Origin of the sequence: Streptosporangium sp. NPDC000095, assembly GCF_042899335.1 — a bacterium.
Taxonomy (GTDB): Bacteria; Actinomycetota; Actinomycetes; order Streptosporangiales; family Streptosporangiaceae; genus Streptosporangium.
Window position 1 is genome coordinate 69,831 of sequence record NZ_JBIAZS010000021.1, and the last position, 24,780, is coordinate 94,610.

At 69.5% G+C, this 24,780-nt stretch carries 20 protein-coding genes; 12 read left to right on the forward strand and 8 right to left on the reverse strand.

The genetic code is table 11. The features are described 5' to 3' along the window. Window positions 1-40: 40 nt before the first annotated feature. Window positions 41-940: a hypothetical protein gene (locus ACFY3V_RS34780; protein ID WP_389779397.1), complete on the reverse strand. Its 900-nt coding sequence runs from the start codon at window positions 938-940 to the stop codon at window positions 41-43. 878 nt (window positions 941-1,818) lie between these two features. Between ACFY3V_RS34780 and ACFY3V_RS34785 the strand changes: the two genes are divergently transcribed. Beyond that, window positions 1,819-3,366, forward strand: coding sequence for a polysaccharide lyase family 1 protein (locus ACFY3V_RS34785; RefSeq protein ID WP_389779399.1), 1,548 nt, complete (start codon window positions 1,819-1,821; stop codon window positions 3,364-3,366). 132 nt (window positions 3,367-3,498) lie between these two features. Here the strand turns inward: ACFY3V_RS34785 and ACFY3V_RS34790 are convergent, their stop codons facing one another. The 4 genes from ACFY3V_RS34790 to ACFY3V_RS34805 all read right to left on the reverse strand — a co-directional run bounded on the left by ACFY3V_RS34790 (window position 3,499) and on the right by ACFY3V_RS34805 (window position 6,802). Continuing rightward, window positions 3,499-4,422 carry an RNA polymerase sigma-70 factor gene (locus ACFY3V_RS34790; protein ID WP_362906353.1) on the reverse strand — a complete coding sequence of 308 codons (924 nt, stop codon included), beginning with the start codon at window positions 4,420-4,422 and terminating at the stop codon, window positions 3,499-3,501. Between the two features lie 17 nt (window positions 4,423-4,439). Further along, a complete protein-coding gene (locus ACFY3V_RS34795) occupies window positions 4,440-4,913 on the reverse strand; it encodes a carboxymuconolactone decarboxylase family protein (RefSeq protein ID WP_362906351.1) in 474 nt (157 codons plus the stop codon). Between the two features lie 124 nt (window positions 4,914-5,037). Further along, window positions 5,038-5,766 carry a VOC family protein gene (locus ACFY3V_RS34800; protein WP_362906349.1) on the reverse strand — a complete coding sequence of 243 codons (729 nt, stop codon included), beginning with the start codon at window positions 5,764-5,766 and terminating at the stop codon, window positions 5,038-5,040. 235 nt (window positions 5,767-6,001) lie between these two features. Beyond that, entirely contained in the window at window positions 6,002-6,802 is an 801-nt protein-coding gene (locus ACFY3V_RS34805; RefSeq protein ID WP_362906347.1) for an IclR family transcriptional regulator, read from the reverse strand. Between the two features lie 132 nt (window positions 6,803-6,934). Between ACFY3V_RS34805 and betA the strand changes: the two genes are divergently transcribed. The 6 genes from betA to ACFY3V_RS34835 all read left to right on the forward strand — a co-directional run bounded on the left by betA (window position 6,935) and on the right by ACFY3V_RS34835 (window position 14,312). Next, a complete protein-coding gene (gene betA, locus ACFY3V_RS34810) occupies window positions 6,935-8,575 on the forward strand; it encodes a choline dehydrogenase (protein WP_350946337.1) in 1,641 nt (546 codons plus the stop codon). A 224-nt stretch (window positions 8,576-8,799) separates the two neighbouring features. Then, window positions 8,800-9,603, forward strand: a complete 804-nt coding sequence (locus tag ACFY3V_RS34815; RefSeq protein ID WP_362906343.1) for an IclR family transcriptional regulator — start codon at window positions 8,800-8,802, stop codon at window positions 9,601-9,603. 100 nt (window positions 9,604-9,703) lie between these two features. Beyond that, complete coding sequence (locus ACFY3V_RS34820; RefSeq protein WP_389779403.1) at window positions 9,704-9,922, forward strand: aldehyde dehydrogenase family protein; 219 nt, start codon at window positions 9,704-9,706, stop codon at window positions 9,920-9,922. 45 nt (window positions 9,923-9,967) lie between these two features. Continuing rightward, window positions 9,968-11,212 carry a glycine betaine/L-proline ABC transporter ATP-binding protein gene (locus tag ACFY3V_RS34825; RefSeq protein WP_362906341.1) on the forward strand — a complete coding sequence of 415 codons (1,245 nt, stop codon included), beginning with the start codon at window positions 9,968-9,970 and terminating at the stop codon, window positions 11,210-11,212. Continuing rightward, window positions 11,212-13,206, forward strand: a complete 1,995-nt coding sequence (locus ACFY3V_RS34830; RefSeq protein WP_389779406.1) for an ABC transporter permease subunit — start codon at window positions 11,212-11,214, stop codon at window positions 13,204-13,206. The genes ACFY3V_RS34825 and ACFY3V_RS34830 overlap by 1 nt, the downstream gene beginning before the upstream one ends. Window positions 13,207-13,316: 110 nt before the next feature. Continuing rightward, complete coding sequence (locus tag ACFY3V_RS34835) at window positions 13,317-14,312, forward strand: ABC transporter substrate-binding protein (protein WP_389779408.1); 996 nt, start codon at window positions 13,317-13,319, stop codon at window positions 14,310-14,312. A gap of 98 nt (window positions 14,313-14,410) precedes the next feature. Here the strand turns inward: ACFY3V_RS34835 and ACFY3V_RS34840 are convergent, their stop codons facing one another. Then, complete coding sequence (locus ACFY3V_RS34840) at window positions 14,411-14,725, reverse strand: hypothetical protein (protein ID WP_362921598.1); 315 nt, start codon at window positions 14,723-14,725, stop codon at window positions 14,411-14,413. 153 nt (window positions 14,726-14,878) lie between these two features. Between ACFY3V_RS34840 and ACFY3V_RS34845 the strand changes: the two genes are divergently transcribed. The 3 genes from ACFY3V_RS34845 to ACFY3V_RS34855 all read left to right on the forward strand — a co-directional run bounded on the left by ACFY3V_RS34845 (window position 14,879) and on the right by ACFY3V_RS34855 (window position 19,076). Next, on the forward strand, window positions 14,879-18,079 hold the full coding sequence (locus ACFY3V_RS34845; protein WP_389779410.1) for an amidase family protein: 3,201 nt from the start codon (window positions 14,879-14,881) through the stop codon (window positions 18,077-18,079). A 131-nt stretch (window positions 18,080-18,210) separates the two neighbouring features. Beyond that, window positions 18,211-18,384, forward strand: a complete 174-nt coding sequence (locus ACFY3V_RS34850) for a hypothetical protein (protein WP_389779412.1) — start codon at window positions 18,211-18,213, stop codon at window positions 18,382-18,384. Window positions 18,385-18,428: 44 nt separating this feature from the next. Further along, complete coding sequence (locus ACFY3V_RS34855) at window positions 18,429-19,076, forward strand: hypothetical protein (RefSeq protein ID WP_389779414.1); 648 nt, start codon at window positions 18,429-18,431, stop codon at window positions 19,074-19,076. On the opposite strand, the gene ACFY3V_RS34860 is transcribed toward ACFY3V_RS34855, so the two are convergent. Next, window positions 19,040-19,423 carry a hypothetical protein gene (locus ACFY3V_RS34860; protein ID WP_389779416.1) on the reverse strand — a complete coding sequence of 128 codons (384 nt, stop codon included), beginning with the start codon at window positions 19,421-19,423 and terminating at the stop codon, window positions 19,040-19,042. The two genes, ACFY3V_RS34855 and ACFY3V_RS34860, sit on opposite strands and share 37 nt — an antisense overlap. A gap of 39 nt (window positions 19,424-19,462) precedes the next feature. Further along, window positions 19,463-20,650: a WD40 repeat domain-containing protein gene (locus ACFY3V_RS34865; protein ID WP_389779418.1), complete on the reverse strand. Its 1,188-nt coding sequence runs from the start codon at window positions 20,648-20,650 to the stop codon at window positions 19,463-19,465. A gap of 334 nt (window positions 20,651-20,984) precedes the next feature. Here ACFY3V_RS34865 and ACFY3V_RS34870 point away from each other — a divergent pair, with 334 nt between their 5' ends. Both ACFY3V_RS34870 and ACFY3V_RS34875 read left to right on the forward strand, forming a co-directional pair. Then, entirely contained in the window at window positions 20,985-23,411 is a 2,427-nt protein-coding gene (locus tag ACFY3V_RS34870; RefSeq protein WP_389779420.1) for an FAD-dependent oxidoreductase, read from the forward strand. A gap of 147 nt (window positions 23,412-23,558) precedes the next feature. Continuing rightward, window positions 23,559-24,779 (forward strand): sarcosine oxidase subunit beta family protein, encoded by a 1,221-nt coding sequence (locus ACFY3V_RS34875; protein WP_362906323.1) that lies wholly within the window; start codon window positions 23,559-23,561, stop codon window positions 24,777-24,779. Window position 24,780: the final 1 nt, after the last annotated feature.

Genomic DNA, 24,780 nt, shown 5'->3' on the forward strand with positions numbered 1-24,780 from the left:
AGGCGGAAGGGCTCCGTGTCAGGGATTGCGGGTCAGGGGGTCAGCCCGGTGGGAAGTTGCCGTTCTTGGCGACGGGCAGGGCGATCTGGCTGGCGCCGCTGAGCACGGCCTTCTCGGCGGGGAGGCCGGCGAGGACGGGGTTGATGTGCCGCAGGGTCAGCGAGACCGTGGGCAGGGCGGGGGTGGCGAGGTCGAACTTCTCCAGGTCGATCCACCGGACGATGTTGAGCACTTCGCCCGGGATGTTGTCGCCGGCCTTCTGCACCGGGACGCACAGCTGGCGGGCGTTGAGGATCTGAGCGCCGTGTGTGGGGATGATCGGGGTCAGCACGGGGTTGAGCTGGCGCAGGGACAGCTGCTGGTTCAGCGAGGTGTTGGGGGTGATGGCGTAGCACTTGAGGTCGATGTGGCGGACGAACGCCAGGATCTCCGCGGGTGGGACCGCGTTGTTCTTGATGACCGGTACGCACAGCTGCTGCGGGGTGGTCATGGAGATCTGCGTGCGCGGCAGGCCCTGGAACAGCGGGTTGAGGTGGCTGAGCACGAGACCCGTGTTCACGGTGACGCCGGAGATCTTGTAGCAGGCCAGGTCGATGAACCTGATGAAGTCGAGCGCGGGCGACGGCGGCGCCTGGTTGTTCTTGGCGACCGGGACGCACAACTGCTCACGCTGGCCGAGGGTGACGGTCTCGATGGGCAGGTTGCCGAGCACCGGGTTGAGGTGCCGCAGCGTGAGCGTGGTGGTGGGCGGCTGGTACGGGTCGGTCTTGAAGCATTCGAGGTCGAGGAAGGCGGTCAGATCCTTCGGTGTCGGCAGCGCGACGGCGCTGGCGGACGGCACACAGAGGAATGCCACGGCGAGGGTCGCGACGACGGCGGATACGAGGCGCCGGAGCGTCGTTTTTCTGCGCCCGTGCATTCCGGTTACGGCTCGGTCCATTGAGGCTCCAAAAGCTGGGGGGTGGGCCTTCTCAACGCCGAGTGTGTGCCGCCGTGACCGGACTTTCAATATTAATGACACTTTTTATTGCACGTAAAATTCGGGCCGACGGGCCAGGGGTTTGTCATCGACCATAAAAGCGTTGTGAGCTCGCCGATAATCGAGACGCGGCGGCTTTTTCGAATCTCTGTCAATCCAATGGCCGTGGTTCGCGAGGAACGCGCATGAGGTGGGTTGACCTGGGGGTGGTATCGCGGTATAGCGGCGCCCCTGCCAAGAGCCGACGCCTCGTCGGGAAGTCCCGTCTCTCGTCGTGATCCCGCCATCGAATCGCAGAAGTCGAAAGGGAGAGGGGCGGCCCTTTCCGGGATGAAATCCTTCCTGGTGGAGACGTCCGGGCCGATGCCTGCCCGAACAATCCCAACATCGCCGTTTCTTTCTTGAACGAAACCGGGATTTACGTCAGGTTCGAACTTCTGGAGTGCGCGTCGGGGCCTTTCCCGCTGCGCGGCCGGATGTGGCAGGGGATTCGCGTCTCGATGCCGGTCGCATAACCACCGCGCCCGACCGGTCGGGGAGTGCGGATCATTCGACCTCGGAAAGACAGAGGTCTTCGGCGTTCGAGGGATGGGGCCGCGATCCCCGGTCGGACCCCGGAAGCTCATGGTCGTCCTCGGCCGGTGGGTGGAGGTGGCGCGTTACGCGGAGCTCACAGGTGCGTGTGCAGCTTTGTTGCAGCTTTCACCGTCGCCATTGACGCCTTTTGACGGCCGACGTTATCGTGCAAGCGATGGGAAAGCGCTTTCCGTATCGACCTGCACGGATTCGACCTGCATGGATTCGCGGGCCCCCTCCCCAGCGACGAAAGTGAGACGAAGATGAGACGAGCAGTCGCGTTGCGACTCGAGGCGGCGCTGGCCGCGGCGGCCACTGTGGCCGCGGTCGGCGTGGTTCTGCCGACGTTCCAGGCGTCGGCGGCGGTCGGCAGCGCCACCGGTTACGCGACCGCCAACGGCGGGACCACCGGCGGCGCGGGCGGGCAGACGGTGCGGGCCACCACGGGGACCGCGATCCACGCGGCCCTGTGCGGCCGGGCCAGCAGCAGCACCCCGATCACCATCCAGGTCGAGGGGACCATCAACCACGGCAACACCACCAAGGTGTCGGGCGGGAGCTGCAACACCGCCGCCGGTGTGATCGAGCTCAAGCAGATCAGCAACGTCACGATCATCGGGGTCGGCAACGGTGCCGTCTTCGACCAGCTGGGCATCCACATCCGCGAGGCCCGCAACATCATCATCCAGAACGTCACCATCCGGAACGTGAAGAAGTCGGGCTCGCCCACGTCCAACGGCGGTGACGCCATCGGCATGGAGAGCGGTGTCCGCAACGTCTGGGTCGATCACGTCACCCTGGAGGCCTCAGGCGGGGAGTCGGAGGGCTTCGACGGCCTCTTCGACATGAAGGACGACACCCAGTACGTCACCCTGTCCTACAGCACCCTGCGCAACTCCGGCCGCGGCGGGCTCATCGGCTCCAGTGAGAGCGACCGTTCAAACGGCTTCATCACCTTCCACCACAACCTGTACGAGAACATCGACTCCCGCACCCCTCTGCTGCGTGGCGGCGTGGCGCACATCTACAACAACTCCTACGTGAACCTCCGTGAGTCCGGCATCAACTCCCGGGCCGGGGCCCGCGCGAAGGTGGAGAACAACTACTTTAGGAACTCCAAGGACGTCCTGGGCACCTTCTACACCAGCGAGGCCGGCTACTGGCAGGTCGCGGGCAACATCTTCGACAACGTGACCTGGTCCAGCCGCAGCGGCGACAACAACCCCGCGGGTCCCAACCCGCAGTCCAACACCACCGTCAGCGTCCCGTACTCCTACACCCTCGACGGGGCGAGCTGCGTGCCGAGCATCGTCAGTCAGACGGCCGGCGCCAACAAGGGAATCAAGGTGTCGAACGGCAGTTGCTCACCACAGACGCCGCCGCCGACCAACAACCCCACTCCCACCCCCACCCCCACCGTCACGCCGTCGACCCCTCCGTCCGGCGGGACCAACCTCAGCATCGGGGCCGATTCCGATGGCTCCAGCAAGGGCGGTGGGACCAGCTACGGCAACGTGCGCGACGGCAATCTGAGCACCTACTGGTCGCCGTCCGGGTCGACCGGTGACATCTCGATCAAGTGGAGTTCCGCCAAGACGGTCTCCAGAATCGTCATCCGTGAGGCGTCGGGCGCCACGGGCGCCATCGGGTCCTGGCAGGTACTCAACGCCGCCAACGGCGCCGTCCTGAAGTCCGGCAGCGGGGCGGGCACCATCACCTTCGCCGCCACCTCGCTGAGCAAGATCACCTTCAGGATCACCGGGGCGACCGCCACGCCACAGGTCGCGGAGTTCGAGACCTACGCCTCTTGACGCGCTCCCCGGCCTGAAGGCCGGAGCGCCGGCCCGCATCGCTGGTAGCGGATGGTTCGCACCGCCCGCCACCGATCACCCAAACCGAGGGGCGGGGGCCTTCAGACCGAAGGACCCCGCCCCCCGGCGCGATCATTCCTCGGGGCGGCGTGCCTGTTTTATCTCGCGGGTGATCGCCCAGGCATCCGCTACCGGGCCCACGTGCCCGAGTTTGTCGGGGTTTATCACCGTGCGGATCGTCTGGATCCGCCCGTCGAGCACGTCGAGCACCAGGGCGTAGAGCACCTTGCCGTCCCGGTCGTGGAAGATCGCGCCAGGCCCGCCGTTGACCTCGTGCGGCTCGAACGTCACGTCGATGCGGACCAGCTTGAGGGAGAGGGAGGCGAGCAGCCGGGCCACGGACTCGGCGCCGATGACCGCCCTGGCCAGCTGAGGGGCCTTGCCGCCGCCGTCGCCGACCATCGACACGTCGGCGGCGAGCAGCTCTCGCAGACCGGCGACGTCACCTTCGCGGAAGGCGTCGAAGAACCGTGACGCCAGCTCCTCCCGCTCCGCGCGGACCGTCTCGAAACGTGGACGCCCGGCCTCCATGTGGCGTCGTGCCCGCACCAGCAACTGCCGACACGCCGCCTCCGAGCGGCCGACCGCCGTGGCGACCTCGTCGAACCCGAAGCCGAACACCTGTCGCAGCACGAAGACCGCCCGCTCCAGCGGGCTGAGCCTCTCCAGCAGCAGCAACGCCGCCATCGACACCGAGTCGGCCAGCTCCGCCGCCCGCGCCGGATCCTGATACGGATCGCTCAGCAGCGGCTCGGGGAACCACGGGCCGACGTACTCCTCCCGCCGCACCCGCGCCGAGCGCAGTACGTCGATGGAGATCCGGGTGACCGTGGCCGACAGAAAGGCCTTGACCGACGTTGGCCGGGTCGCCGAGCCGTCGAAGCGCAGCCACGTCTCCTGCACCGCGTCCTCGGCTTCGCCGACACTGCCCAGGATCCGGTAGGCGATCGAGAACAGCAGCGGCCGCAGCTCCTCGAACTCCTCGACCTCGCTCACACCTGATCCCCGCCCTCTCAGTGGAACCGGCCGGGCTCGTAGTCGCCGGCCGGCTGCCGGCTGATGACGTTCAGCCGGTTCGCCGTGTTCATGAAGGAGATCAGGAGCACCAGGGCGGTGAGCTGCTCACTGTCGTGGTGCTTGGCGGCGTACGCCCACACCTCGTCGCCGACCCCGCCGGCCGCGTCCGCGATCCGGGTCCCCTCCTCCGCCAGCTCCAGCGCGGCACGTTCGGCCTCGGTGAAGACCGTGGCCTCCCGCCACGCGGCGACCAGGTTCAGCCGGACCGAGCTCTCGCCGGCGGCGACGGCGTCCTTGGTGTGCATGTCGACGCAGACGGCGCAGCCGTTGATCTGGCTCACGCGAAGCGCCACCAGCTCCTGTGTGGCGGCCGGCAGCGGTGAATCCTTGAGCGCCTTGCCCGCCGCCATGAAATGCTTGAGGATCTTGCCGGCGGTCGGGTCGGCGAAATAGTTCAGTCGCGCGTCCATGGTGTGCCCTTTCGTGGTCGTCGATGGCTACACCTCCTGAGACGAGGCAGCCCGACTCCCTGTGACATCGGACGAACGTGACCTGGGTCTCCCGGCCGGCTCGGCGCCGATCCGCCGGGGCCGGTCACGTGATCGGCGGGGGCGACACGCTGAACTCGTTGCCGTCGGGGTCGGCCATCAGCACCCGGCCGGTCCCGCGCGGACCGCTCTCGATCAGGGTCGCGCCAAGGGAGACGAGACGCTCGACCTCCGCCTGATGATCACCGTGCGCGGGTGGGGCGAGGTCGAAGTGCAGCCTGTTCTTCCCGGTCTTCGGCGCCACCGGGGGGCCGCCCCACGTGATCTTCGGGCCGCCGTGTGGCGAGCGGATCGCGGTCTCCTGGTCCTGGTCCCAGACCAGCGGCCAGCCCAGCGCCTCGCTCCAGAAGTATCCGACCTCCTGCGAACCGTCGCACGCGAGCGCTCCGACGAATCCGCAGTCGGCGAGAAAGTTGTTGCCCGGCCCGATGACGCAGAACTCGTTGCCCTCGGGGTCGGCGAGCACCACATGCCCCTCCTCGGGGCGTTGCCCGATGTCGATGTGCCGCGCGCCGAGTTCGAGCGATCTGGCCACCGTGCGCCGCTGGTCCTCAAGGGAGGTGCTCGTCAGATCGAAGTGCATCTGATTCTCGCGAGTCTTCTTCTCCGGGGTCGGCAGACATCGGATCAGGAATCCGGTGTCATCGCTCGGCAGGAGGGTGATGTCGTCGCGGGCGTCGTCGGCCATCTCCCAGCCCAGGACTCCGGCCCAGAAGCGCGCGAGACGGAGCGGGTCGTTCGCGTCGAAGCAGAGTGCTACGAGCTGAGCGGTCATGTGGCTTCTCCAATTCGCCGGCTCGTGGGCGCGGGGCAGGGCGCGTCCTCCCGCGCGTGATGGAGGACAACGCTAGTCCGCCCAAGGAACGCGAGGCGAACGCTTTTGGGCCGGAGGACGGCGTTTACGGCGCACGATCCACAGGGCGGCGCTTACGGCGCACGATTCGCGATCGGCGCGGGGCTGCCGGTCGCCGCGCACCAGGCCGGGGTCGGTGCGGCGAGGACCGTGGCGCTCAGGTTCGGTCGGTGTGGCCGAGGCGGTGGCTGATGTCCAGGGCTCCGGCGATCACGACCGGCGCCAGCTCGTGCAGCCGCTCCTCACCGAAGCGGTAGGCCGGGCCGGACGCGCTGACGGCTGCGACGATCTCGCCGTCGTGGGAGCGGATGGGCGCGGCGACGGCGTTCAGGCCGATCTCGTACTCCTCGACGGTGACGGCGTAACCCCGCTCGCGGGCCTGGAGAAGCTGTTTCTCCAGCGCGTCGGCCGAGGTGATCGTGTTCGGGGTGTACGTCTTCAGCCCGCCCGCGGTGATCAGCTGGACCCGGTGCAGGTCGTCGAGGTGGGCGAGCAGGATCTTGCCGCTGGAGGTGGCGTGCAGCGGGGTGAGCTCGCCGACCCAGTTGTGGGTGGTGACCGCCGCCGGGCCGCGTACCTGGTCGAGGTTGATCGCGTAGTGGGAGCGCAGGACGGCGATGTTGACCGTCTCGCCGATCTCCTCGGCGAGGCGGCGGCAGACGGGGCGGCTCTGCTGGGTGAGGTCGAGCCGGGAGGCGACCCCGCCCGCGAGGCGGATGATCCCGAAACTGAGGCGGTACTTTCCCCGCTCCTCGGCCTGCTCGACCAGGCCGCGCGACTCCAGTGCCCCCAGCAGCCGGAACGCCGTCGACTTGTGGACCGATATCTCCTGGGCTATCTCGCTCACCCCGGCCTCGCGGCGCTCGGAGAGGATCTCCAGGATGGTGATGGCCCGGTCGACGGACTGGACTCCGCCACTGCTGTCGGCGGTACGGCCGCCGAGGGGATCGTTGCCCATAGCCAGGGACTGTAGGCGCTGGGGACAACGAATGCCATCGCGGGAACAATCGCCGTTGCGAATAGTGCAGCCCATTGCGCCATTCGCTACAATTTTGGACATTACCTCCAGCTTGAGCGAGGCGAGGCAGACATGTACGACTTCGTCATCGTCGGGGGCGGTTCTGCGGGAAGCGCCCTCGCGAACCGGCTGTCGGCCGACCCCGCCAACCGGGTGCTGGTGCTGGAGGCGGGCCGCCCCGACTACCCGTGGGACGTCTTCATCCACATGCCCGCCGCGCTGCCCTTCCCCATCGGGAACCGCTTCTACGACTGGAAGTACACCTCCGAGCCCGAGCCGCACATGAACGGCCGCCGGATCTACCACGCCAGGGGCAAGGTGCTCGGCGGCTCCAGCAGCATCAACGGGATGATCTTCCAGCGCGGCAACCCCATGGACTACGAGCGCTGGGGCGCCGACGAGGGCATGAAGACCTGGGACTTCGCCCACTGCCTGCCCTACTTCAAGCGCATGGAGAACTGCCTGGCCGCCGACCCCGCCGACTCCTGGCGGGGGAGGGGCGGCCCCCTGGTGCTGGAGCGCGGGCCGGTGCGCAACCCGCTGTTCGGCGCCTTCTTCGAGGCGGTGCAGCAGGCCGGATACCCGCTGACCGACGACGTCAACGGCTACCGCCAGGAGGGCTTCGCCCGCTTCGACCGCAACATCAGCAGGGGGCGCCGCCTGTCGGCCGCCCGCGCCTACCTGCACCCCGTGATGAACCGCCCCAACCTGGAGGTCAGGACGCGGGCGCACGTCACCCGGATCCTCTTCGAGGGCGGGCGCGCGGTCGGCGTCGAGTACGACGGCCGGACGGTCCACGCGGGCGAGGTGATCCTGTGCGGCGGCGCGATCAACTCCCCGCAGCTGCTCCAGCTCTCCGGGGTGGGCAACGCCGCCGAGCTGGACGCCCTCGGCGTCGACGTCGTGCACGACCTGCCGGGCGTCGGCGAGAACCTCCAGGACCACCTGGAGGTCTACATTCAGTACGGCTGCAAGCAGCCGGTGTCGATGCAGCCCGCGATGAAGTGGCGCAACCGGCCGCTCATCGGCGCGCGGTGGCTCTTCCTGCGCAGCGGCCCCGGCGCGACCAACCACTTCGAGGCGGGCGGCTTCACCCGGAGCAACGACGACGTCGACTACCCCAACCTGATGTTCCACTTCCTGCCCATCGCGGTCCGCTACGACGGCTCCGCGCCCGCCGGCGGGCACGGCTACCAGGTGCACATCGGGCCGATGTACTCCGACTCGCGCGGCTCGGTGAAGATCAAGAGCACCGATCCCCGGGTTCACCCGGCGCTGCGCTTCAACTACCTGTCCACCGAGCAGGACCGGCGCGAGTGGGTGGAGGCCGTCAGGGTCGCCCGCGACATCCTGAACCAGCCCGCGATGGACGCGTTCAACGCCGGTGAGCTGTCGCCGGGCCCCGGGGTCGAGACCGACGAGGAGATCCTCGACTGGGTGGCGAGGGACGGCGAGACCGCGCTGCACCCCTCCTGCACCGCCAGGATGGGCGTCGACGCCATGTCGGTGGTGGATCCGCTGTCGATGCGGGTCCACGGCCTGGAGGGGTTGCGCGTGGTGGACGCCTCGGTGATGCCGTACGTGACCAACGGCAACATCTATGCGCCGGTCATGATGGTGGCGGAGAAGGCGGCCGACCTGATCCTGGGCAACACCCCGCTCGCCGCCGAGCACGCCGACTTCTACCGGCACCGCGACGGCTCCCCTCGCTGACCGCGCCCGCCGGTCGTTCACCCGCTGACCGTGCGCCCGTCGGCCGTGCGCCGGCTGCCCCCGCCGACCGTGCCCGTCCGCTGACCGTGCCCGTCCGTCCGCCGCGTCTCGCGCGGTCTCCGGCATGGACGGAGGCCACCTCCGTCGTCGGGGCCTTCTCCCGGGACGGTGATGGAGGGCTTTCCGTAGGCCGTGCTTGTGCGCGATCCGCTTACAGTTGTGTCATGAGCAACGAGCTGGAGAGAGATGGCGCTGCGGTGCAGTCCGTCGACCGCGCGCTGTCCGTCCTGCGGCTGCTCGCCCGCCACGGTGACCTCGGCGTCAGCGATATCGCCGCGGAGCTGGGGGTGCACCGTTCCACGGCGTTCCGTCTCGTCATGACGCTGGAGCTGCACGAGCTCGTCGAGCAGACCGCCGACCGGGGGAAGTACCGGCTGGGGGTGGGGATCGTCCGGCTCGCGGGCGCCGCGACCGTGCGGCTCGACGTGGTGCGGGAGAGCCGTGCGAGCGGCGAGCGGCTCGCGGCGGCGGTCGGCGAGACCGTCAACGTGGCGATCCTCGATCGGGACGAGGCCCTGTACGTCGACCAGATGGCGGGGCCCTCGGCCCTGCAGGCCTACAACTGGGCGGGGCGGCGGGTGGCGCTGCACGCGACGTCCAACGGCAAGGTGCTGCTCGCCCACGCCCCTGAAGAGCGGTTCGAGCGGCTCGCCGCCGGGCCGCTGCGCCCGTTCACCGACCTGACCGTCACCGACGCCGGGCTGCTGCGCGAGGAACTCGACACCGTCCGCAGGCGTGGCTACGCCACCGCCGTCGACGAGCTGGAGATCGGCCTGACCGCGGTGGCGGCGCCGATCTTCAACGTCGAGGGTGCGGTCGTCGCCTCGATGAGCGTGTCCGGTCCGACCTTCCGGCTGCCGCCCGAGCGCCTCCCGGAGGTGGCCGAGCAGGTGATGGCGGCCGCGGCCGAGGTCTCCTCACGATTGGGCTGGCACGGGAATGAAGACCGCAAACCCTTGACTGCGTGAACAAAAAAGGACGATTCTGTTCCTCGTTAAGCATTCCGATGCGTCATACGCAACTGCGTTATGCGCAGCGGATCATGCGGTAACGGAAGGACGGCCGTTCGTGCTGCTGCGGGCCTGGTGGAAGGTGAACGGGCGGCTCCGGCGCGGGACCGTCCGGATCAACGACCACCGCCCTTACGCCCCTCAGGCGGAGCGGGGCGGTTTCAGGCGGCCGGGGATAGGCCGCGAGCCGGGCCAGGCGGGTCCGGCCGAGTATCGGGAGACCAAGCACGTGCGGCGGAACGTCCGCCCCCGCCCGCAGCGGTGGTTCCGCGGCTGACGGACCGACCCTCGTCCCCAGACGACCCGTGAGGTGGTCACGACCATGACGTCACCGACCCAGCAGGTGCGGCCGGAGGCCGCCGCGCGACGCGAGGACCGGGCCGTCCTCGACGTGCGAGGTCTCTGGAAGGTCTTCGGCCCGCGTCCGGAGCGGATCGTCGGGACCCCGTTCGCGGAGCTCTCGCGAAGCGAGCTGAGGGCGAGGACGGGCTGCGTGACCGCCGTCCGCGACGTCTCCTTCACCGTGCGGTCCCAGGAGGTCTTCGTCGTGATGGGCCTGTCCGGCTCCGGCAAGTCCACCCTCGTCCGCTGCCTGACCCGGCTCGTCGAGCCGACGGCGGGACAGGTGCTGTTCGACGGCGAGGACATCCGCGAGGCGGGCGACCGGCGGCTGCGCGAGCTGCGCCGCCACCGCTTCGCGATGGTCTTCCAGAACTTCGGGTTGCTGCCGCACCGGCGGGTGCTGGACAACGTGGCCTACGGGCTGGAGATCCGCGGCATGAGGAAGGAGGCCCGCTACGAGCGGGCCAGGGAGATGGTCGAGCTCGTCGGCCTGTCGGGTTCGGAGGACTCCTACCCCGACCAGCTGTCGGGCGGCATGCAGCAGCGCGTCGGGCTGGCCAGGGCCCTCGCGGTGGACCCGGACGTGCTCTTCTTCGACGAGCCGTTCTCCGCGCTCGACCCGCTGATCAGGCGGGACATGCAGAACGAGGTCATCCGCCTGCACCGCGAGGTCGGGAAGACGATGATCTTCATCACCCACGACCTGAGCGAGGCGCTCAAGCTCGGCGACCGCATCCTCATCATGCGCGACGGCGAGCTCGTCCAGATGGGCACCCCGGACGAGGTCGTCGGGGCGCCGGTGGACGACTACGTGCGCGAGTTCGTCAGCGACGTGCCCCGCTCGAACGTGCTCACCACCCGCTGGATCATGCGCCCGCCCCGGCCGGACGAACCGCTGGACGGCCCGGAGGTCGGCCCTGACGTCGTCGTACGCGACGTCGTGCACACGGTCCTGCGCGCGACGCGCCCGGTCAAGGTCGTCGAAGGCGGTGAGCTGCTGGGGGTCGTCACCGCCGAGGAGGTCCTCGGCGTGCTCGCCGAGCCGTCTCCCGAGGGGGCCACCACCAAACCGGCCACACTCGCAGAACTCACCGGAGCCGCTGGGCCGTCTCCGGACAGAGCCTTCGCCGAACCCGCCGGAGCAGCCGGGCCGTCTCCGGACAGAGCCTCCACCGAGTCCGCGGAGCCCGTCGCCGGGCCGGGCAGGTCAGGGGAGCAGGGTTGATGGCCGTCAGGGCCACCCCGGCCGGTGGCCTGCGGCTCCTGCCCGCCTGGCCCCGCCGCTACCTGATCGCCGCCGTCGTCGCGGCCTGGGTGCTGCTCTGGGTCTTCCTCCAGGGCCGCGACACCTTCCAGCTCGGCGGCGCGGAGTTGACCCCGCTGCACGTACGGGTCAACGAGGCGAGCGAGGTCATCGACAACAGCAGGAACGAGAACCCGTTCTTCCTGTACTTCATCAACTACATCCGGCTCTTCCTCGATGAGTTCGTCACCTTCGTCCAGGCGCTGATCAGCCAGCCGTCCTTCGGGCGCCCGCTGCCGGTCGTCGGCTGGCTGGGCGTGGTCGCGATCGCCACGGCGGTCGCGCTGCTGTGGGGCAATCTCCGGGTGGCCCTGCTGGCCGCGATCGGCTTCGCCTCCTTCGGCCTGCTGGGGCTGTGGGAGGAGAGCATGGACACCCTCGCCCTCACCCTGGCCGCCGTCGCGATCTCGCTGCTCATCGGCATCCCGCTCGGTGTCTGGGCCGGGGTGAACGACCGGTTCAACCGCCTGGTCACCCCGCTGCTCGACTTCATGCAGACGATGCCGACGTTCGTCTACCTCGCGCCGCTCACCCTGTTCTTCCTCATCGGCCCGGCGAGCGCGACCGTGGCGACCGTCATCTACGCCGTCCCGCCCACGATCCGCATCACCGCGCACGGCATCCGCGAGGTGCGGCCCGCGACGCTGGAGGCGAGCACCTCCCTGGGCGCGACCGCCTGGCAGTCCCTGAGGAAGGTACGGCTCCCGCTGGCCAAGCGGACCATCGTCGTCGGCGTCAACCAGACCATCATGGCCGCGCTGTGCATGGTCACCATCGCCGCGCTGATCGACGCCCCCGGCCTGGGCAAGACCGTCGTCAAGGCGCTGGAGACCCTCGACGTCGGCGGCGCCTTCAACGCGGGTTTGGCGATCGTCGTGATGGCCATCGTGCTCGACCGGGTCACCTCCGCCGCGGGACGCCGCGTCGAGGCCAGGAACCGGGCCGGACTCTCCCGTGGGGCGGGCCGCCGCCGCGCGGAGATCGGCGCGGTCCTCGCGGTCACCGGTGTGCTGGTCTACCTCTCCCATGTCTACGTGTGGGCCGCGGAGTTCCCCGGCGAGGCGAACGTCGGACGGTACGTCCGCCAGGGCGTCGACGCGGCCACCCTGTGGGCGCAGGACAACCTCGCCGTCTACACCGGCGCGTTCAGGAACGCGGTCTCCTACGGCCTGCTCAACCCGTTCGAGGCGCTGCTCACCGACTCGCCGTGGTGGCTGGTCGGCGCGGTGCTGATCGCGTTCGCCGCGATCCTGACGAATGTCAGGGTCGTGCTCGTCACCGTGGTCTGCGTCGCCCTGCTCGTCGTGCTCGGCCTGTGGCAGGACAGCATGGTGACACTCGCCTCCACGCTGGTGGCCACCGTCCTGGTGATGGGCCTGGGGGTGGTTTTCGGCGTCTGGATGGGACGCAGCGACCGCGTCGACCAGCTGGTGCGGCCCGTCCTCGACGCGGGGCAGACCATGCCGCCGTTCGTCTACCTGGTGCCGATCCTCGGCCTGTTCGGCGCCACCCGGATCACCGCGATCATCGCCGCGGTCGTCTACGCGGCGCCGGTGGCGGTCAAACTCACCGCGGACGGCATCCGCGGCGTGGCGCCGAGCGCGGTGGAGGCCGCCACGGCCGCGGGTTCCAGTACCTGGCAGCTCATCACCAAGGTGCAGCTGCCGATGGCGCGCGCCGCGCTCACCCTCGCCGCCGGCCAGGGGCTCATCTACGTGCTCTCCATGGTCGTCGTCGGCGGCCTCGTCGGCGCCGGCGCGCTCGGCTACGACGTGGTGGCGGGCTTCTCCCAGCTGCAGCTGCGGGGCAAGGGGCTCGCCGCGGGCGTGGCGATCGTCGTACTCGGGATCATGCTGGAGCGCATCACCAGGGCGGCGGCACGGCGGGCCGACGCCGAGGCGCACGGCGTCCGGTGAGGAGCGGGAAGAGACGAGACAGCCGAGAGACAGCCGAGAGACAGGGCGCGGCCGGACACCCGCCGGGCGGAACGAACACGGCACACGACACCCAATATCAGGAGGACCTGGTGACAGTTTCGAGGATCGGGCGACCGCGGGCGATGGCGCTCCTGGTCGCGACCGGCCTCCTCGTCTCCGCGTGCGGCGGGGCGAAGGTCGGCGAGAGCGACACGGGAGCCGCTCCGGCCGCCTCGGGCGCGGACGGCAGGAAGGCGTGCGGCGCGGTCAACATCGCGATCAACCCGTGGGTCGGGTACGAGGCGACCGCGGCGGTCATCGCCCACGTGGCGGAGAAGGATCTCGGCTGCTCGGTCACGAAGAAGGACCTCAAGGAGGAGGTCGCCTGGCAGGGCTTCGCCACCGGCCAGGTCGACGCGATCGTGGAGAACTGGGCCCACGACGACCTGAAGAAGAAGTACATCGACGACCAGAAGGTCGCCGTCTCGGCGGGGTCGACGGGTAACAAGGGTGTGATCGGCTGGTACGTGCCGCCGTGGATGGCCGAGAAGTACCCCGACATCACCGACTGGAAGAACCTCAACAAGTACGCCGACCTGTTCAAGACCTCCGAGTCGGGGGGCAAGGGGCAGTTGCTCGACGGCGACCCGTCCTTCGTGACCAACGACGCCGCCCTGGTGAAGAACCTGAAGCTGGACTACAAGGTCGTCTACGCGGGCAGCGAGGCGGCGCTCATCACCGGGTTCAGGCAGGCGGAGAAGCAGAAGACCCCGATGCTCGGCTACTTCTACGAGCCGCAGTGGTTCCTGTCGGAGGTCAAGCTCGTCAAGATCAAGCTGCCCGAGTACACCGAGGGCTGCGACGCCGACGCCGAGAAGGTGGCCTGCGACTACCCGCTCTACGACCTCGACAAGATCGTGAGTAAGAAGTTCGCCGACTCCGGCAGTCCGGCGTACGACCTGATCAAGAACTTCACCTGGACGAACGAGGACCAGAACCTCGTGGCCAAGTACATCTCCGAGGACAAGATGACGGCCGAGGAGGCCGCGGAGAAGTGGGTCGGCGACAACCCCGACAAGGTGAAGGCCTGGCTCCCCACCTCCTGAGCGCGATCGCCTTACAAGCGAGATGTCACTGGTTCGAACCCAGTAGTGCCCACCAGCAAAAACGCCCCGTTCCTGATCTTCGGAACGGGGCGTAAGGGCTAGGAGGCGACGGACGAGGCGTCGGTGATCTTGACGCGCAGGATCATCTGCTCGAAATTCGCGCGTGACACCCACTTCTGGCGCATGTCCTGTTCGGTGACCTCGTGGGTCGGCTCGCCCCCTGTCAGCCCCGTCGCGACGAAGACGCGCATCGACTGGGTGCTCAGACCGTGGGAGTCGTCCAGTCGCGCGAGGAAGCGCATACTCCTGGCCCGCAGTCCGGCCTCCTCCGCGAGTTCGGTCCCGGCTTCGTCCTCGCGGATGGTCATCCAGGGGCTGGTGTAGTCAACCCGGCTGGAGATCTGCTCGACCACGATCCTCCCCGCAGCTAATGGAAGGTTCCAGGTAGCGGACAACCGTAATAAACCAGTCAGTACGGCACGTTTCTCCTAGGGAATATGTACGACATATCGCCGTAACGGCTGGTCTATAGCGTCACGCGCATTACCGGGTTCCTCAAGGAGCACATGGTGCGCAAGGTCCTCGCCTCCCTCATCTCCCTCTCCCTCTCCCTCACCCTCACCCTCGTAGCCGTGCAACCCCAGCAGGCCAACGCCAAGGTCAAACTCGATCTTGAGACGTTGACCGGCGCCGAGGCCATCTCCCTCATGGCCGCCGGCAAGCTGACCTCGGTCGACCTGACCAAGGCGTACATCGACCGGATCACCGCGCTGAACAAGCGCGGGCCCGGCCTGAACGCCGTCACGGACCTCAACCCCAACGCGTTGAAGGAGGCCGAGGCGTACGACCGCCTGCGTAAGAAGGGCAAGTCACTCGGTCCGGCCATGGGGCTGCCGATCCTGCTCAAGGATTTGATCGACGTCGAGGGCATGCCCACGACGGCGAACAACTGGTCGCTGCGCCGGTCCTTCCCGGCCTCCGACGCCGGCATCACCAAGAAGCTGAAGGAACGCGGCGTCGTGATCCTCGGCAAGGTGGGACTGTCGGAGTACGCCAACAGCTTCGGCTCGCAGCCCTCCGGGTTCGGCAACTACGGCGGCCAGGTCATCAACGGCATCGACGCCGACCAGAACCCCTCCGGGTCGTCGTCGGGCACCGGCGCGGCCATGGCCGCGGCGCTGTCGACGCTGGGCATCGGGACCGAGACCTCCGGTTCCATCATCTCGCCGTCGAACGCGCAGTCGCTCGTGGGTCTGCGGCCGACCGTGGGTCTCGTGCCCGGTTACGGCATCGCGCCCATCTCGGCCTCGCAGGACATCGCCGGCCCGATGGTCCGCACGGTCTCCGACGCCGCGCTCACACTGGCCTCGATCGCCGGGCCCGACCCGGTGGCCGACGCTGGGTACAAGGCCATGTTCGGCGACGACTACATCGCCAAGGGCATCATCCCGCCGCTCCCCGCGACGCTGCCCGACTACACCAAGGCCATCGATCTCGGCTTCGTGCGCGGCAAGAAGATCGGGTACAACGGCGCCCTCACCGAGGGCAGTCCGCTCAAGATCGCGTACGACGCCCTGACCGCCGCCGGCGCCATCCTGGTGCCCCGCCCGCAGGCGACGATCCCCGCGCTGCCCGCGCTGCCCAGCGGCTATGAGCAGCACAAGAGCATCGACTTCTACTACGAGCGGCTCGGCCCGCAGGCGCCGATCAAATCGCTGGTCGAAGAGGTGCAGGTCAACCAGGCCGAAGCTCACCAGGCGCTCAAGTTCGGCAACGTCAACCACCTGAACTCGTCGCAGGCGGACGTGACCCCGGGTGGCGCCAACGAGCAGGCGTACCGGACGAACCTCGCGATCCGTAAGGCCGCCTGGCACAAGGCCATCGACGACATGGTGACGTACACCAACTCGGACCCGGCGCAGCCGGCCGACCCGGTGATCGCCATTCTGGGCAGCGCGCCGAGCGCCCCGCAGGCCGGTTACCCGTCGATCACGATCCCGATGGGCTACACCGCGACCCATCGGCGCGCCCAGAACGTGCTGGTCCACGGCAACGCCTACAGCGAGTTCAACCTGCTCGGCGTCGCCTACGTCATCGAGCAGGCCACCAAGCTGCGCCGGCCGGCCAGCCTTGTGAACCCGAGCATGTACCGCTGCGCGAAGACGACCCCGGCTCCGCCGTTCGCCGAGCGCGGCGCCTGCAACCCCGACTACGACGCCGTCCTCAAGGTGACCCACTACGACTCCCGGCCGCTCGGTTTCTCGCTGGAGACCGAGACGGCGCAGAGCCTGATCCAGAAGCTGAACAAGGACGAGGTCTCGGCCGAGGAGCTCACCCGCGCCTACCTCGACCGCATCGCGCTGACCAACGCCGAGGGCCCGGCCACCCAGGCCGTCCGCGAGATCAACACCGACGCGATCAAGGAGGCCCGCAAGCTCGACCAGGAGCGGTGGAAGTACCGCACCGGCAAGCCCACCGGCCCGAACAACACGCGCCCGCCGCGTCCCGCCCTCTGGGGCCTGCCGGTGCTGGTCAACGACACCATCGACGCCAAGTCGCTGTCGACCACGGGCGGCTCGATCGCCCTCCAGGGTCTCAAGCCGGCCAACGACTCCGCCCTCGTGGCGAAGCTGAAGGCCGCCGGCGCGATCGTGCTCGGCAAGACCAACGTCACCGAGCTGAACGGCGTCTTCGACGCCAACCTGCCGAAGGGCTACTCCTCGCTCGGCGGCCAGGTCCTGCTCCCGAACGACACCGACAAGACCCCGGCGGGTTCGTCGGCCGGCGCCGCGGCGGCCACCGCCTCGGGTCTGGCCGCGATCACGATCGGCATGGAGACCTCACTCGACTCGGCGCAGCTCCTCGCCCCGGCCGACGCGGCCGGTGTGGTGGGACTCAAGCCGACCGTCGGCCTGGTCAGCACGACCGGTGTGCTCCCTGTGGCCAAGTCGCAGGACGCCCCCGGCCCGATCACCCGCAGCGTCGGCGACGCCGCGACGATCCTCAACGTGATCGCCGACCCGGCGAGCCCGGTCGACTACACGAAGGACCTCAAGGCCGACGCCCTCGCGGGCAAGAAGATCGCCGTGGTGTCCAGCACGAGCGCCCCCTACCAGGAGGCGATCACCAGGCTCCAGGGCCTCGGCGCGACCGTCGCCCAGGTCTCGATCGCCACACCGGCCGCGACCGACAGCGTCGTCGCCACCGAGTTCAAGCGTGACCTGAACGCCTACCTCGGCGCGGCCAAGCCCGGCACGACGCTGCGGAGCATCATCGACTACAACAACGCCAACCCGGTCGAGGGTCTGAAGTACCAGCAGGGTCAACTGCTGGCCGCCCAGGCGATCGACCTGTCCGACCCCGCGACGAACGCCAAGTACACGGCCGACCTGGAGGCCGGCAAGGCCGCCAACAAGGCCGTCCTGGACACCGTCCTGAGCGGGTATGACCTGATCCTGGTCCCGAGCGGCAGCAACGTGATCGGCTACGCCGACCGCGCCGGCTACCCCGCGCTCACCATCCCCGCCGGGTATGGCGCGCAGCAGAGCTCGTCGGGCCGCAACCCCATCGGTGTGACGCTGATCGGCGGCGCCTTCTCGGAGGCGAAGCTGCTGGCCGGCGGCTACGCGCTGGAGCAGGCGATCGACGACCGCCTCGCCCCCAGCTACACCAACCCCAGCATGTGGCGTTGCGTCCCGGAGAGCACCTTCTTCACGGGCGAGTTCTGCCTGCCGGGCGACCGCCTGGCCCCTCGTTACAAGGGCTGACCACTGATTGAAGAGAAGGGCCCGCGGCCTCCCCGCGGGCCCTTCTCTCGTCGCGGGGATGCGACTTGAGCTGCCCGTCCACTGCCTGACCTGGGCCGGGGTCGGCCCTCCGCAGGGAGGGGTTCGGCCTGGTGGGAGCCGGTACTGCGGTTGACATCCAACGGCAGGATGGCCACGCCTCGGCGGCGAGCATCGGCCAAGATCAGTCTTTTGATCTTCTGGAAGCAGCGTTCCACGGTGTTGCGCTGCTGTGGCCGCACGTCCTCGTCGCCGCCGACACGGCGAACGCGAAGATCAGACACTGACAAACCGGTTCGTCTGCCGCGACGCGTCATGGCATCGTAGGGACATGAGCGCGGACCCCCGCCGGTTCTCCGATCGCGGAGACCCCTGGCAGTACCTGCGCACGACCCGGGTCTTGGTGCGCTGCCTGCGCTGTTCGGACTGCGCCGTGGTCAGTGGCGGTCGTGTGACCTGCCTGTCCTGTGGATACGCCAACAAGGTGCCCGAAAGCGGCTGGTCGGGCCGGATCACGGTCTACGCCGGCGGACGGTGTCCCGGCTGTGGTCGTGACATCCACCGCTGCGGCTCACGCTCAGGTAGCCCGCCACCGTCGTCGATGCCGGTGAGATGTACCGACTGCCGGACGGTGACCAGCCTCCCCTCGCGCTGGTGGCCCGAGAGTCGGGCGGACGCGACCTGCTATGCCGGACTCGATCTGTGGCTGCAGACACCGTGCGGAAATCACGTGCTGTGGGCTTATGACGCCGAGCACCTGGATTTCCTGGAGCGATATGTCCGCGCGTTCATCCGTGAGCGCGAACCCAACCGCAACGCGAGCCTGGCCAGTCGGCTTCCGGCATGGGTGAAGGACGCCAAGAATCGTGACCTGGTTCTCGCCCGCTGCGCCACCCTCCGTGCCCGCCTGCCCAAGGCGTCCCGCCACACGTTGGACGCCGGTCAACGCCGGGTCACCGACAACGACCTTATGCGGTGAACCATCACCATCCATGATGAGCGCGGCCACAAATGCCGATCACATCGCTTGAGCGGTCTGTCGCCGGTGATGGCCGATCCGGGTCCGAGCCCTGGTGGCGGCGTCGGCGGTAGGCCAGCGTTGCCGCGCCGAGGGCGATGCCCCAGGGCAGCCAGGCCACGCTGCCGCCGGGGCGGCCACCGCGCGGTGTACTCGCCCACCCCCACGTCGACCAGCACCGGCCGGGCGTCCAGCGCGACGATGAACGGCCCGACGTCGTTGTGGTTGTGGCTCTCCACGTTGTAGCCGCCCTTGGCGGCGAGGAACAACCCGTCCGGCGATCCCCGTCGCTCCCGCGCGACCATCACCTGAGGTCGCCTCCACCCTCACGGCGATGAGTCGGCCCCCTACCAGGCGGCGTCGGGTGTCTGGCCGCCGGGCGGCAGGTCGCCTGTCCCGATCGGCACCGAGTCGGTGGAGCCGTCGCGCAGGTCGACGCGGTGGAGTCGCCGGTCGTGCGTATGGAGCAAGTGCCGGCCGGTCCCGTCGAGCGCGAACCGGACGGTGAGTGACGTGCTCTTCGGAAGCGACAGCCGGGCGAGTACCACCGCATCCCCGCCGTCGGCGGGAACGCGCTCGATGTCGTGGCCGACCGAGTAGACCAAAGAGCCACCGTCGGGGGTGTAGGCCACCGACTCCACGGGCGGTAGGCCTCTCATCGGCCTGACGAGACGGGTGGCGGCGACCAGGTCCGACCCGGTGGCGGCGAGGTCCAGGACGCCCAGGCCCCGGTTGGGCGCCGCCACGGCGATTCGCCGGCCGTCCGGGGCCCAGGACAGGCCGCTCACCCGCATGTCCCCGCTGAACCAGTCGCGTCGCGCCCCGGTGGCGATCTCCACCACGCGGACGATGGTCCCCCCGGCCACCATGTCGGCGAAGGCGAACCTGGTCCCGTCATGGCTCATGGCGAGCACCGGCAGCCCCCCGGACACGCCCCGGCCGGACTCCGGCACCGGCTCGGGTGTGCCCGGCCGCCCTTCCTCGTCGAGACGCACCCGAAAGAACCGCACATCGCCCTCTCGCCCGCCGGTGCCGGAGAGCAGGAAGGTCCGGTTGTCCGGCGCCGCCGCCGCGAGCTTCCACGAGGACTCGACCCCCGGCGGCAGCGGGACGGCCGCGATGAACCTCCCGGTCCCGGCGTCATGTACGGAGGGCGGCACCGGCGTGAGGATCGCGGTCTTCGACCGCTCGGGGAAGCGGGCGATCGGCGTCCACGCGGAGACGAAGAAGCGCGGCGGCCCGCTCGCGGCCAGGGGAGCGGCGGTCGCCATCGCCACCGCCAGGGACGAGGCGAGGTCCGGTCGCGACGGCGCGGGAGCCAACGACGATCTCGCGAGTTCACCCACCGGTGAGGGGGGCGGCGACAACGCGGTCGGCGGTGGTGACGGCGGCAGCGAGGGCGGGACCGCCGGCCGCGTTGCCGCGGCGTCAGGTGGGAAGGCGGGGACATGTTCGCGGGCCGGGACGTTGCCGCAGCCTCCCACCAGCGTCAGCACCAATGCCCCTGTCATGACGAGGACCGCGCGGGTGAACATGCATTGATCATCATTCGTCCCGGAAACGGCGTCAAACCCGGGCACTCGCCCGCCGCGCCGGTTCTCAGGCGGGTACCGGCGAGGTCACGCCCGCCCGGCGCTGCCGGCGGTTGAGCGCGACCCACGCCCGCGCCCCGGATGACGGGCTCTTCATCGCGACGGTGAGGTAGCGGTAGCCGGAGGCATCCACCCGGTGCCCGCCCAGGACTGAGCACCGCTCCGCCGTCCCCCTCGCGGACGATCGTTCACCCGTCCTTGACAGTGTTGGAGACGGGAGGACAATCTGTTGCGGGAAGCGCACTTCGTTTCGGACTGCGCAACGACGGAGGTGGGTATGGCGGGCCGACGCGTCGTCATCATCGGAGCCGGGGTCGTCGGGGCGGCCCTCGCCGACGAGCTCTCGGCCAGGGGCTGGAACGACATCACCGTCGTCGACCAGGGCGCCGTGCCCGCCACCGGGGGATCGTCCTCCCACGCGCCGGGCCTGGTCTTCCAGACCAACCCCTCCAAGACCATGGCGGAGCTCGCCCGCTACACCGTCGAGAAGCTCGTCGACCTCGGCTGCTTCCTTCAGGTGGGCGGCCTGGAGGTGGCCACCACGCCAGAGCGGCTCGCCGAGCTGCACCGGCGCCACGGCTGGGCGACCTCTTGGGGGATCGAGGCGAGCGTGCTCACCCCCGAGGAGTGCGTGGAGCGCCACTCCCTGCTGGACCGGGACAGGATCCTCGGAGGGCTGTTCGTCCCCACCGACGGCCTGGCCAAAGCCGTGCGCGCCGTCGAGGTTCAGCTCGCGCGCGCGCAGGAACGCGGTGTTCGCGTCCTCGACCGGCACGAGGTGCTGGACATCCGCGTCGAGGACGACCGGGTCGCGGCCGTCGTCACCGACCGGGGCGAGATCCCCGCGGACCTCGTGGTCTGCTGTGCCGGGATCTGGGGGCCCAAGGTCGCGGGCATGGTCGGCATGACGCTGCCGCTCACCCCCCTCGCCCACCAGTTCGCCTGGACAGGTCCCGTCCCCGCGCTCGCCGGACAGGCCGGTGAGGCCGTCCGGCCGATCCTGCGTCACCAGGACGCCGACCTGTACTACCGGGAGCGCTTCGACCGGCTCGGCGTCGGCTACTACGGCCACCGCCCGATGCCGATCACCGCCGAGGAGATCCTCCCGATCGCCGACGCAGAGGTCATGCCCTCGGTGCTGGCGTTCACCGGCGATGACTTCGCCCCCGCCTGGGCCGAGACGAAGGCGCTGCTGCCCGCCACGGGGAAGGCCGAGCTCGAAGCGGGGATCAACGGCCTGTTCTCCTTCACCACCGACAACATGCCGCTGCTCGGACGGTCACGCGAGGTGGAGGGCTTCTGGGTGGCCGAGGCCGTGTGGGTCACCCACTCGGCGGGAGTGGGCCGTGCCATGGCCGAGTGGCTGGCCGACGGTCACTGTTCCTCCTTCGACCTGCACGAGTGCGACGTCAACCGGTTCGAGGCCCACCAGCTGGCCCCCGAGTACGTCCGCACCCGCGACTGCCAGAACTTCGTCGAGGTCTACGACATCATCCACCCGCTCCAACCGGCGGAGAACCTGCGCCCGCTGCGCACCAGCCCCTTCCACACCCGCCAGCGCGAGCTGGACGCCTACTTCCTCGAGGCCGCCGGCTGGGAGCGTCCCCAGTGGTACGGAGCCAACGCGCCACTGCTCGACGGCCGTGACATCCCCCGCCCCAACGAGTGGGCCGCCCGCCACTGGTCGCCGATCGTCGGCGCGGAGGCCCAGGTCTCACGCGAGGCCGTCGCCCTTTACGACATGAGCGCGCTCAAGCGGATCGAGGTCGCGGGCCGCGGTGCCGCCGCCTTTCTGCAGCGGATCTCCACGGGCGACGTCGACAAGTCCGTCGGCTCGGTCACGTACTGCCTGCTGCTCGACCACGACGGCGGCATCCGCAGCGACATCACCGTCGCCCGGCTGGGCCGCGACCTGTTCCAGGTCGGCGCCAACGGCAACCTCGACCTCGACTGGCTGCGCCGTCACCTGCCCGCCGACGGGTCGGTCACCGTCACCGACATCACGCCGGGAACCTGCTGCGTCGGCGTCTGGGGTCCCCTGGCCCGCGAGGTCGTCGCCCCGCTCGCCGGGCCCGCCTTCGGCCCCGGCGGTTTCCGCTACTTCCGTGCCGCGCGGGCGTACGTCGGCGCCGTGCCCGTCACCGCGCTGCGGCTCTCCTACATCGGGGAGCTGGGCTGGGAGCTCTACACGACGGCCGACATGGGCGCGAAGCTGTGGGACACCCTCTGGGAGGCGGGCCAGGAGCACGGGATCATCGCGGCGGGCCGCGGCGCCTTCAACAGCCTGCGGCTGGAGAAGGGCTACCGCTCCTTCGGCACCGACATGACCTACGAGCACGACCCGTACGAGGCGGGCCTCGGCTTCGCCGTGCGCAAGGCCGACCGGGGCGACTTCATCGGCCGCGCGGCCCTCGCCGAGCGCGGCACGACCCCCCGGCGCAGGCTGACCTGCCTCACCGTCGACGACCCCGCCGCCGTCGTGATGGGCAAGGAGCCGGTCTACGACGGCGCGTCCCGCGCCGGATACGTCACCAGCGCCGCCTACGGCCACACGATCGGCAAGAACATCGCCTACGCCTGGCTGCCCGCCGAGCTGTCCGTGCCTGGGAGAGAGCTGCACATCGGCTACTTCGACAAGCGGGTGCCCGCCGTCGTCGCCGAGGAGCCGCTCTACGACCCGGCGATGGAGCGCCTGCGTGGCTGACCGGGCACCGGGAACGAAGGGGATGCCCGTGAACTCCGCGAGGCCCGAACCCACCCGCGTGCGGGCTCGCCCGAGGGACCGAGAAGGGACGACGTCGACTTCCTTGCCGTGCATGAAGGCGGAGGACTCCACGCCGAAAGGAAAACGATGAGCACCGAGGAGCTCCCCGAGCACCCCGACCGGCTGTGGAGTGCTCCCGAGCCGAAGCCCTCCTACGACGTGGTGATCGTCGGCGGCGGAGGCCACGGCCTGGCCACCGCCTACTACCTGGCCAGGAACCACGGGATCACGAACGTGGCCGTGCTGGAGAAGGGCTGGCTGGCCGGCGGCAACATGGCCCGCAACACCACCATCATCCGGTCCAACTACTTGTGGGACGAGAGCGCGGGCATCTACGAGCACTCGCTGAAGCTGTGGGAAGGGCTGGAGGAGGACCTCGGCTATCCCCTCCTGTTCAGCCAGCGCGGCGTGCTCAATCTCGCGCACAGCCTGCAGGACGTCAGGGAGGGCGTCCGCCGGGTCAACGCCAACCGCCTCAACGGCGTCGACGCCGAATGGCTCGGCCCCGAGGAGGTGAAGGAGGTCTGCCCGATCGTCGACGTCTCGCCCGGCACCCGCTACCCGGTCCTCGGCGCCACATACCAGCCGCGCGCGGGAATCGCCAAGCACGACTACGTGGCGTGGGGGTTCGCCCGCGCCGCCGCCGCGATGGGCGTCGACCTGATCGAGCACTGCGAGGTCACCGGCATCGACGTCGTGGACGGGCGCGCGGAGGCCGTACGCACCACCAGGGGTCGCATCGCCGCGGGCAGGGTCGCGATGTGCGCGGCGGGACACTCCTCGGTCGTCGGCCGGATGGCGGGGGTGGAGCTGCCGGTGCAGAGCCACCCGCTGCAGGCCCTGGTCTCGGAGCTGCTGGAGCCCGTACACCCCACGGTGGTCATGTCCAACGCGGTGCACGTCTACGTCAGCCAGGCGCACAAGGGCGAGCTGGTCATGGGGGCGGGCATCGACGCCTACAACTCCTACCGGCAGCGCGGCGCGTTCCACATCATCGAGCGGCAGATGGCGGCGGCGCTCGAGCTGTTCCCCGTCTTCGCGCGGGCCCACGTGCTGCGCACCTGGGGAGGGATCGTCGACGTCACCCCCGACGCCTCGCCCGTCGTCGGGCTCACCCCCGTCGACCGTCTCTACGTCAACTGCGGATGGGGGACCGGCGGCTTCAAGGCCACCCCGGGCGTCGGATGGTGCTACGCGCACACGATCGCCCACGACGAGCCGCACCCCCTCAACGCCGCCTTCACACTCGAACGATTCACCACCGGCGCGCTCGTGGACGAGCACGGCGCCGCCGCGGTGGCCCACTGAA

Bases quoted from the DNA above. Each gene is read 5' to 3' on its own strand.
- ACFY3V_RS34780 (WP_389779397.1), bottom strand. From the start codon at position 940: ATGGACCGAGCCGTAACCGGAATGCACGGGCGCAGAAAAACGACGCTC.
- ACFY3V_RS34785 (WP_389779399.1), top strand. From the start codon at position 1,819: ATGAGACGAGCAGTCGCGTTGCGACTCGAGGCGGCGCTGGCCGCGGCG.
- ACFY3V_RS34795 (WP_362906351.1), bottom strand. From the start codon at position 4,913: ATGGACGCGCGACTGAACTATTTCGCCGACCCGACCGCCGGCAAGATC.
- ACFY3V_RS34800 (WP_362906349.1), bottom strand. From the start codon at position 5,766: ATGACCGCTCAGCTCGTAGCACTCTGCTTCGACGCGAACGACCCGCTC.
- ACFY3V_RS34805 (WP_362906347.1), bottom strand. From the start codon at position 6,802: ATGGGCAACGATCCCCTCGGCGGCCGTACCGCCGACAGCAGTGGCGGA.
- betA (WP_350946337.1), top strand. From the start codon at position 6,935: ATGTACGACTTCGTCATCGTCGGGGGCGGTTCTGCGGGAAGCGCCCTC.
- ACFY3V_RS34815 (WP_362906343.1), top strand. From the start codon at position 8,800: ATGAGCAACGAGCTGGAGAGAGATGGCGCTGCGGTGCAGTCCGTCGAC.
- ACFY3V_RS34825 (WP_362906341.1), top strand. From the start codon at position 9,968: ATGACGTCACCGACCCAGCAGGTGCGGCCGGAGGCCGCCGCGCGACGC.
- ACFY3V_RS34830 (WP_389779406.1), top strand. From the start codon at position 11,212: ATGGCCGTCAGGGCCACCCCGGCCGGTGGCCTGCGGCTCCTGCCCGCC.
- ACFY3V_RS34845 (WP_389779410.1), top strand. From the start codon at position 14,879: ATGGTGCGCAAGGTCCTCGCCTCCCTCATCTCCCTCTCCCTCTCCCTC.
- ACFY3V_RS34855 (WP_389779414.1), top strand. From the start codon at position 18,429: ATGAGCGCGGACCCCCGCCGGTTCTCCGATCGCGGAGACCCCTGGCAG.
- ACFY3V_RS34865 (WP_389779418.1), bottom strand. From the start codon at position 20,650: ATGTTCACCCGCGCGGTCCTCGTCATGACAGGGGCATTGGTGCTGACG.
- ACFY3V_RS34870 (WP_389779420.1), top strand. From the start codon at position 20,985: ATGGCGGGCCGACGCGTCGTCATCATCGGAGCCGGGGTCGTCGGGGCG.
- ACFY3V_RS34875 (WP_362906323.1), top strand. From the start codon at position 23,559: ATGAGCACCGAGGAGCTCCCCGAGCACCCCGACCGGCTGTGGAGTGCT.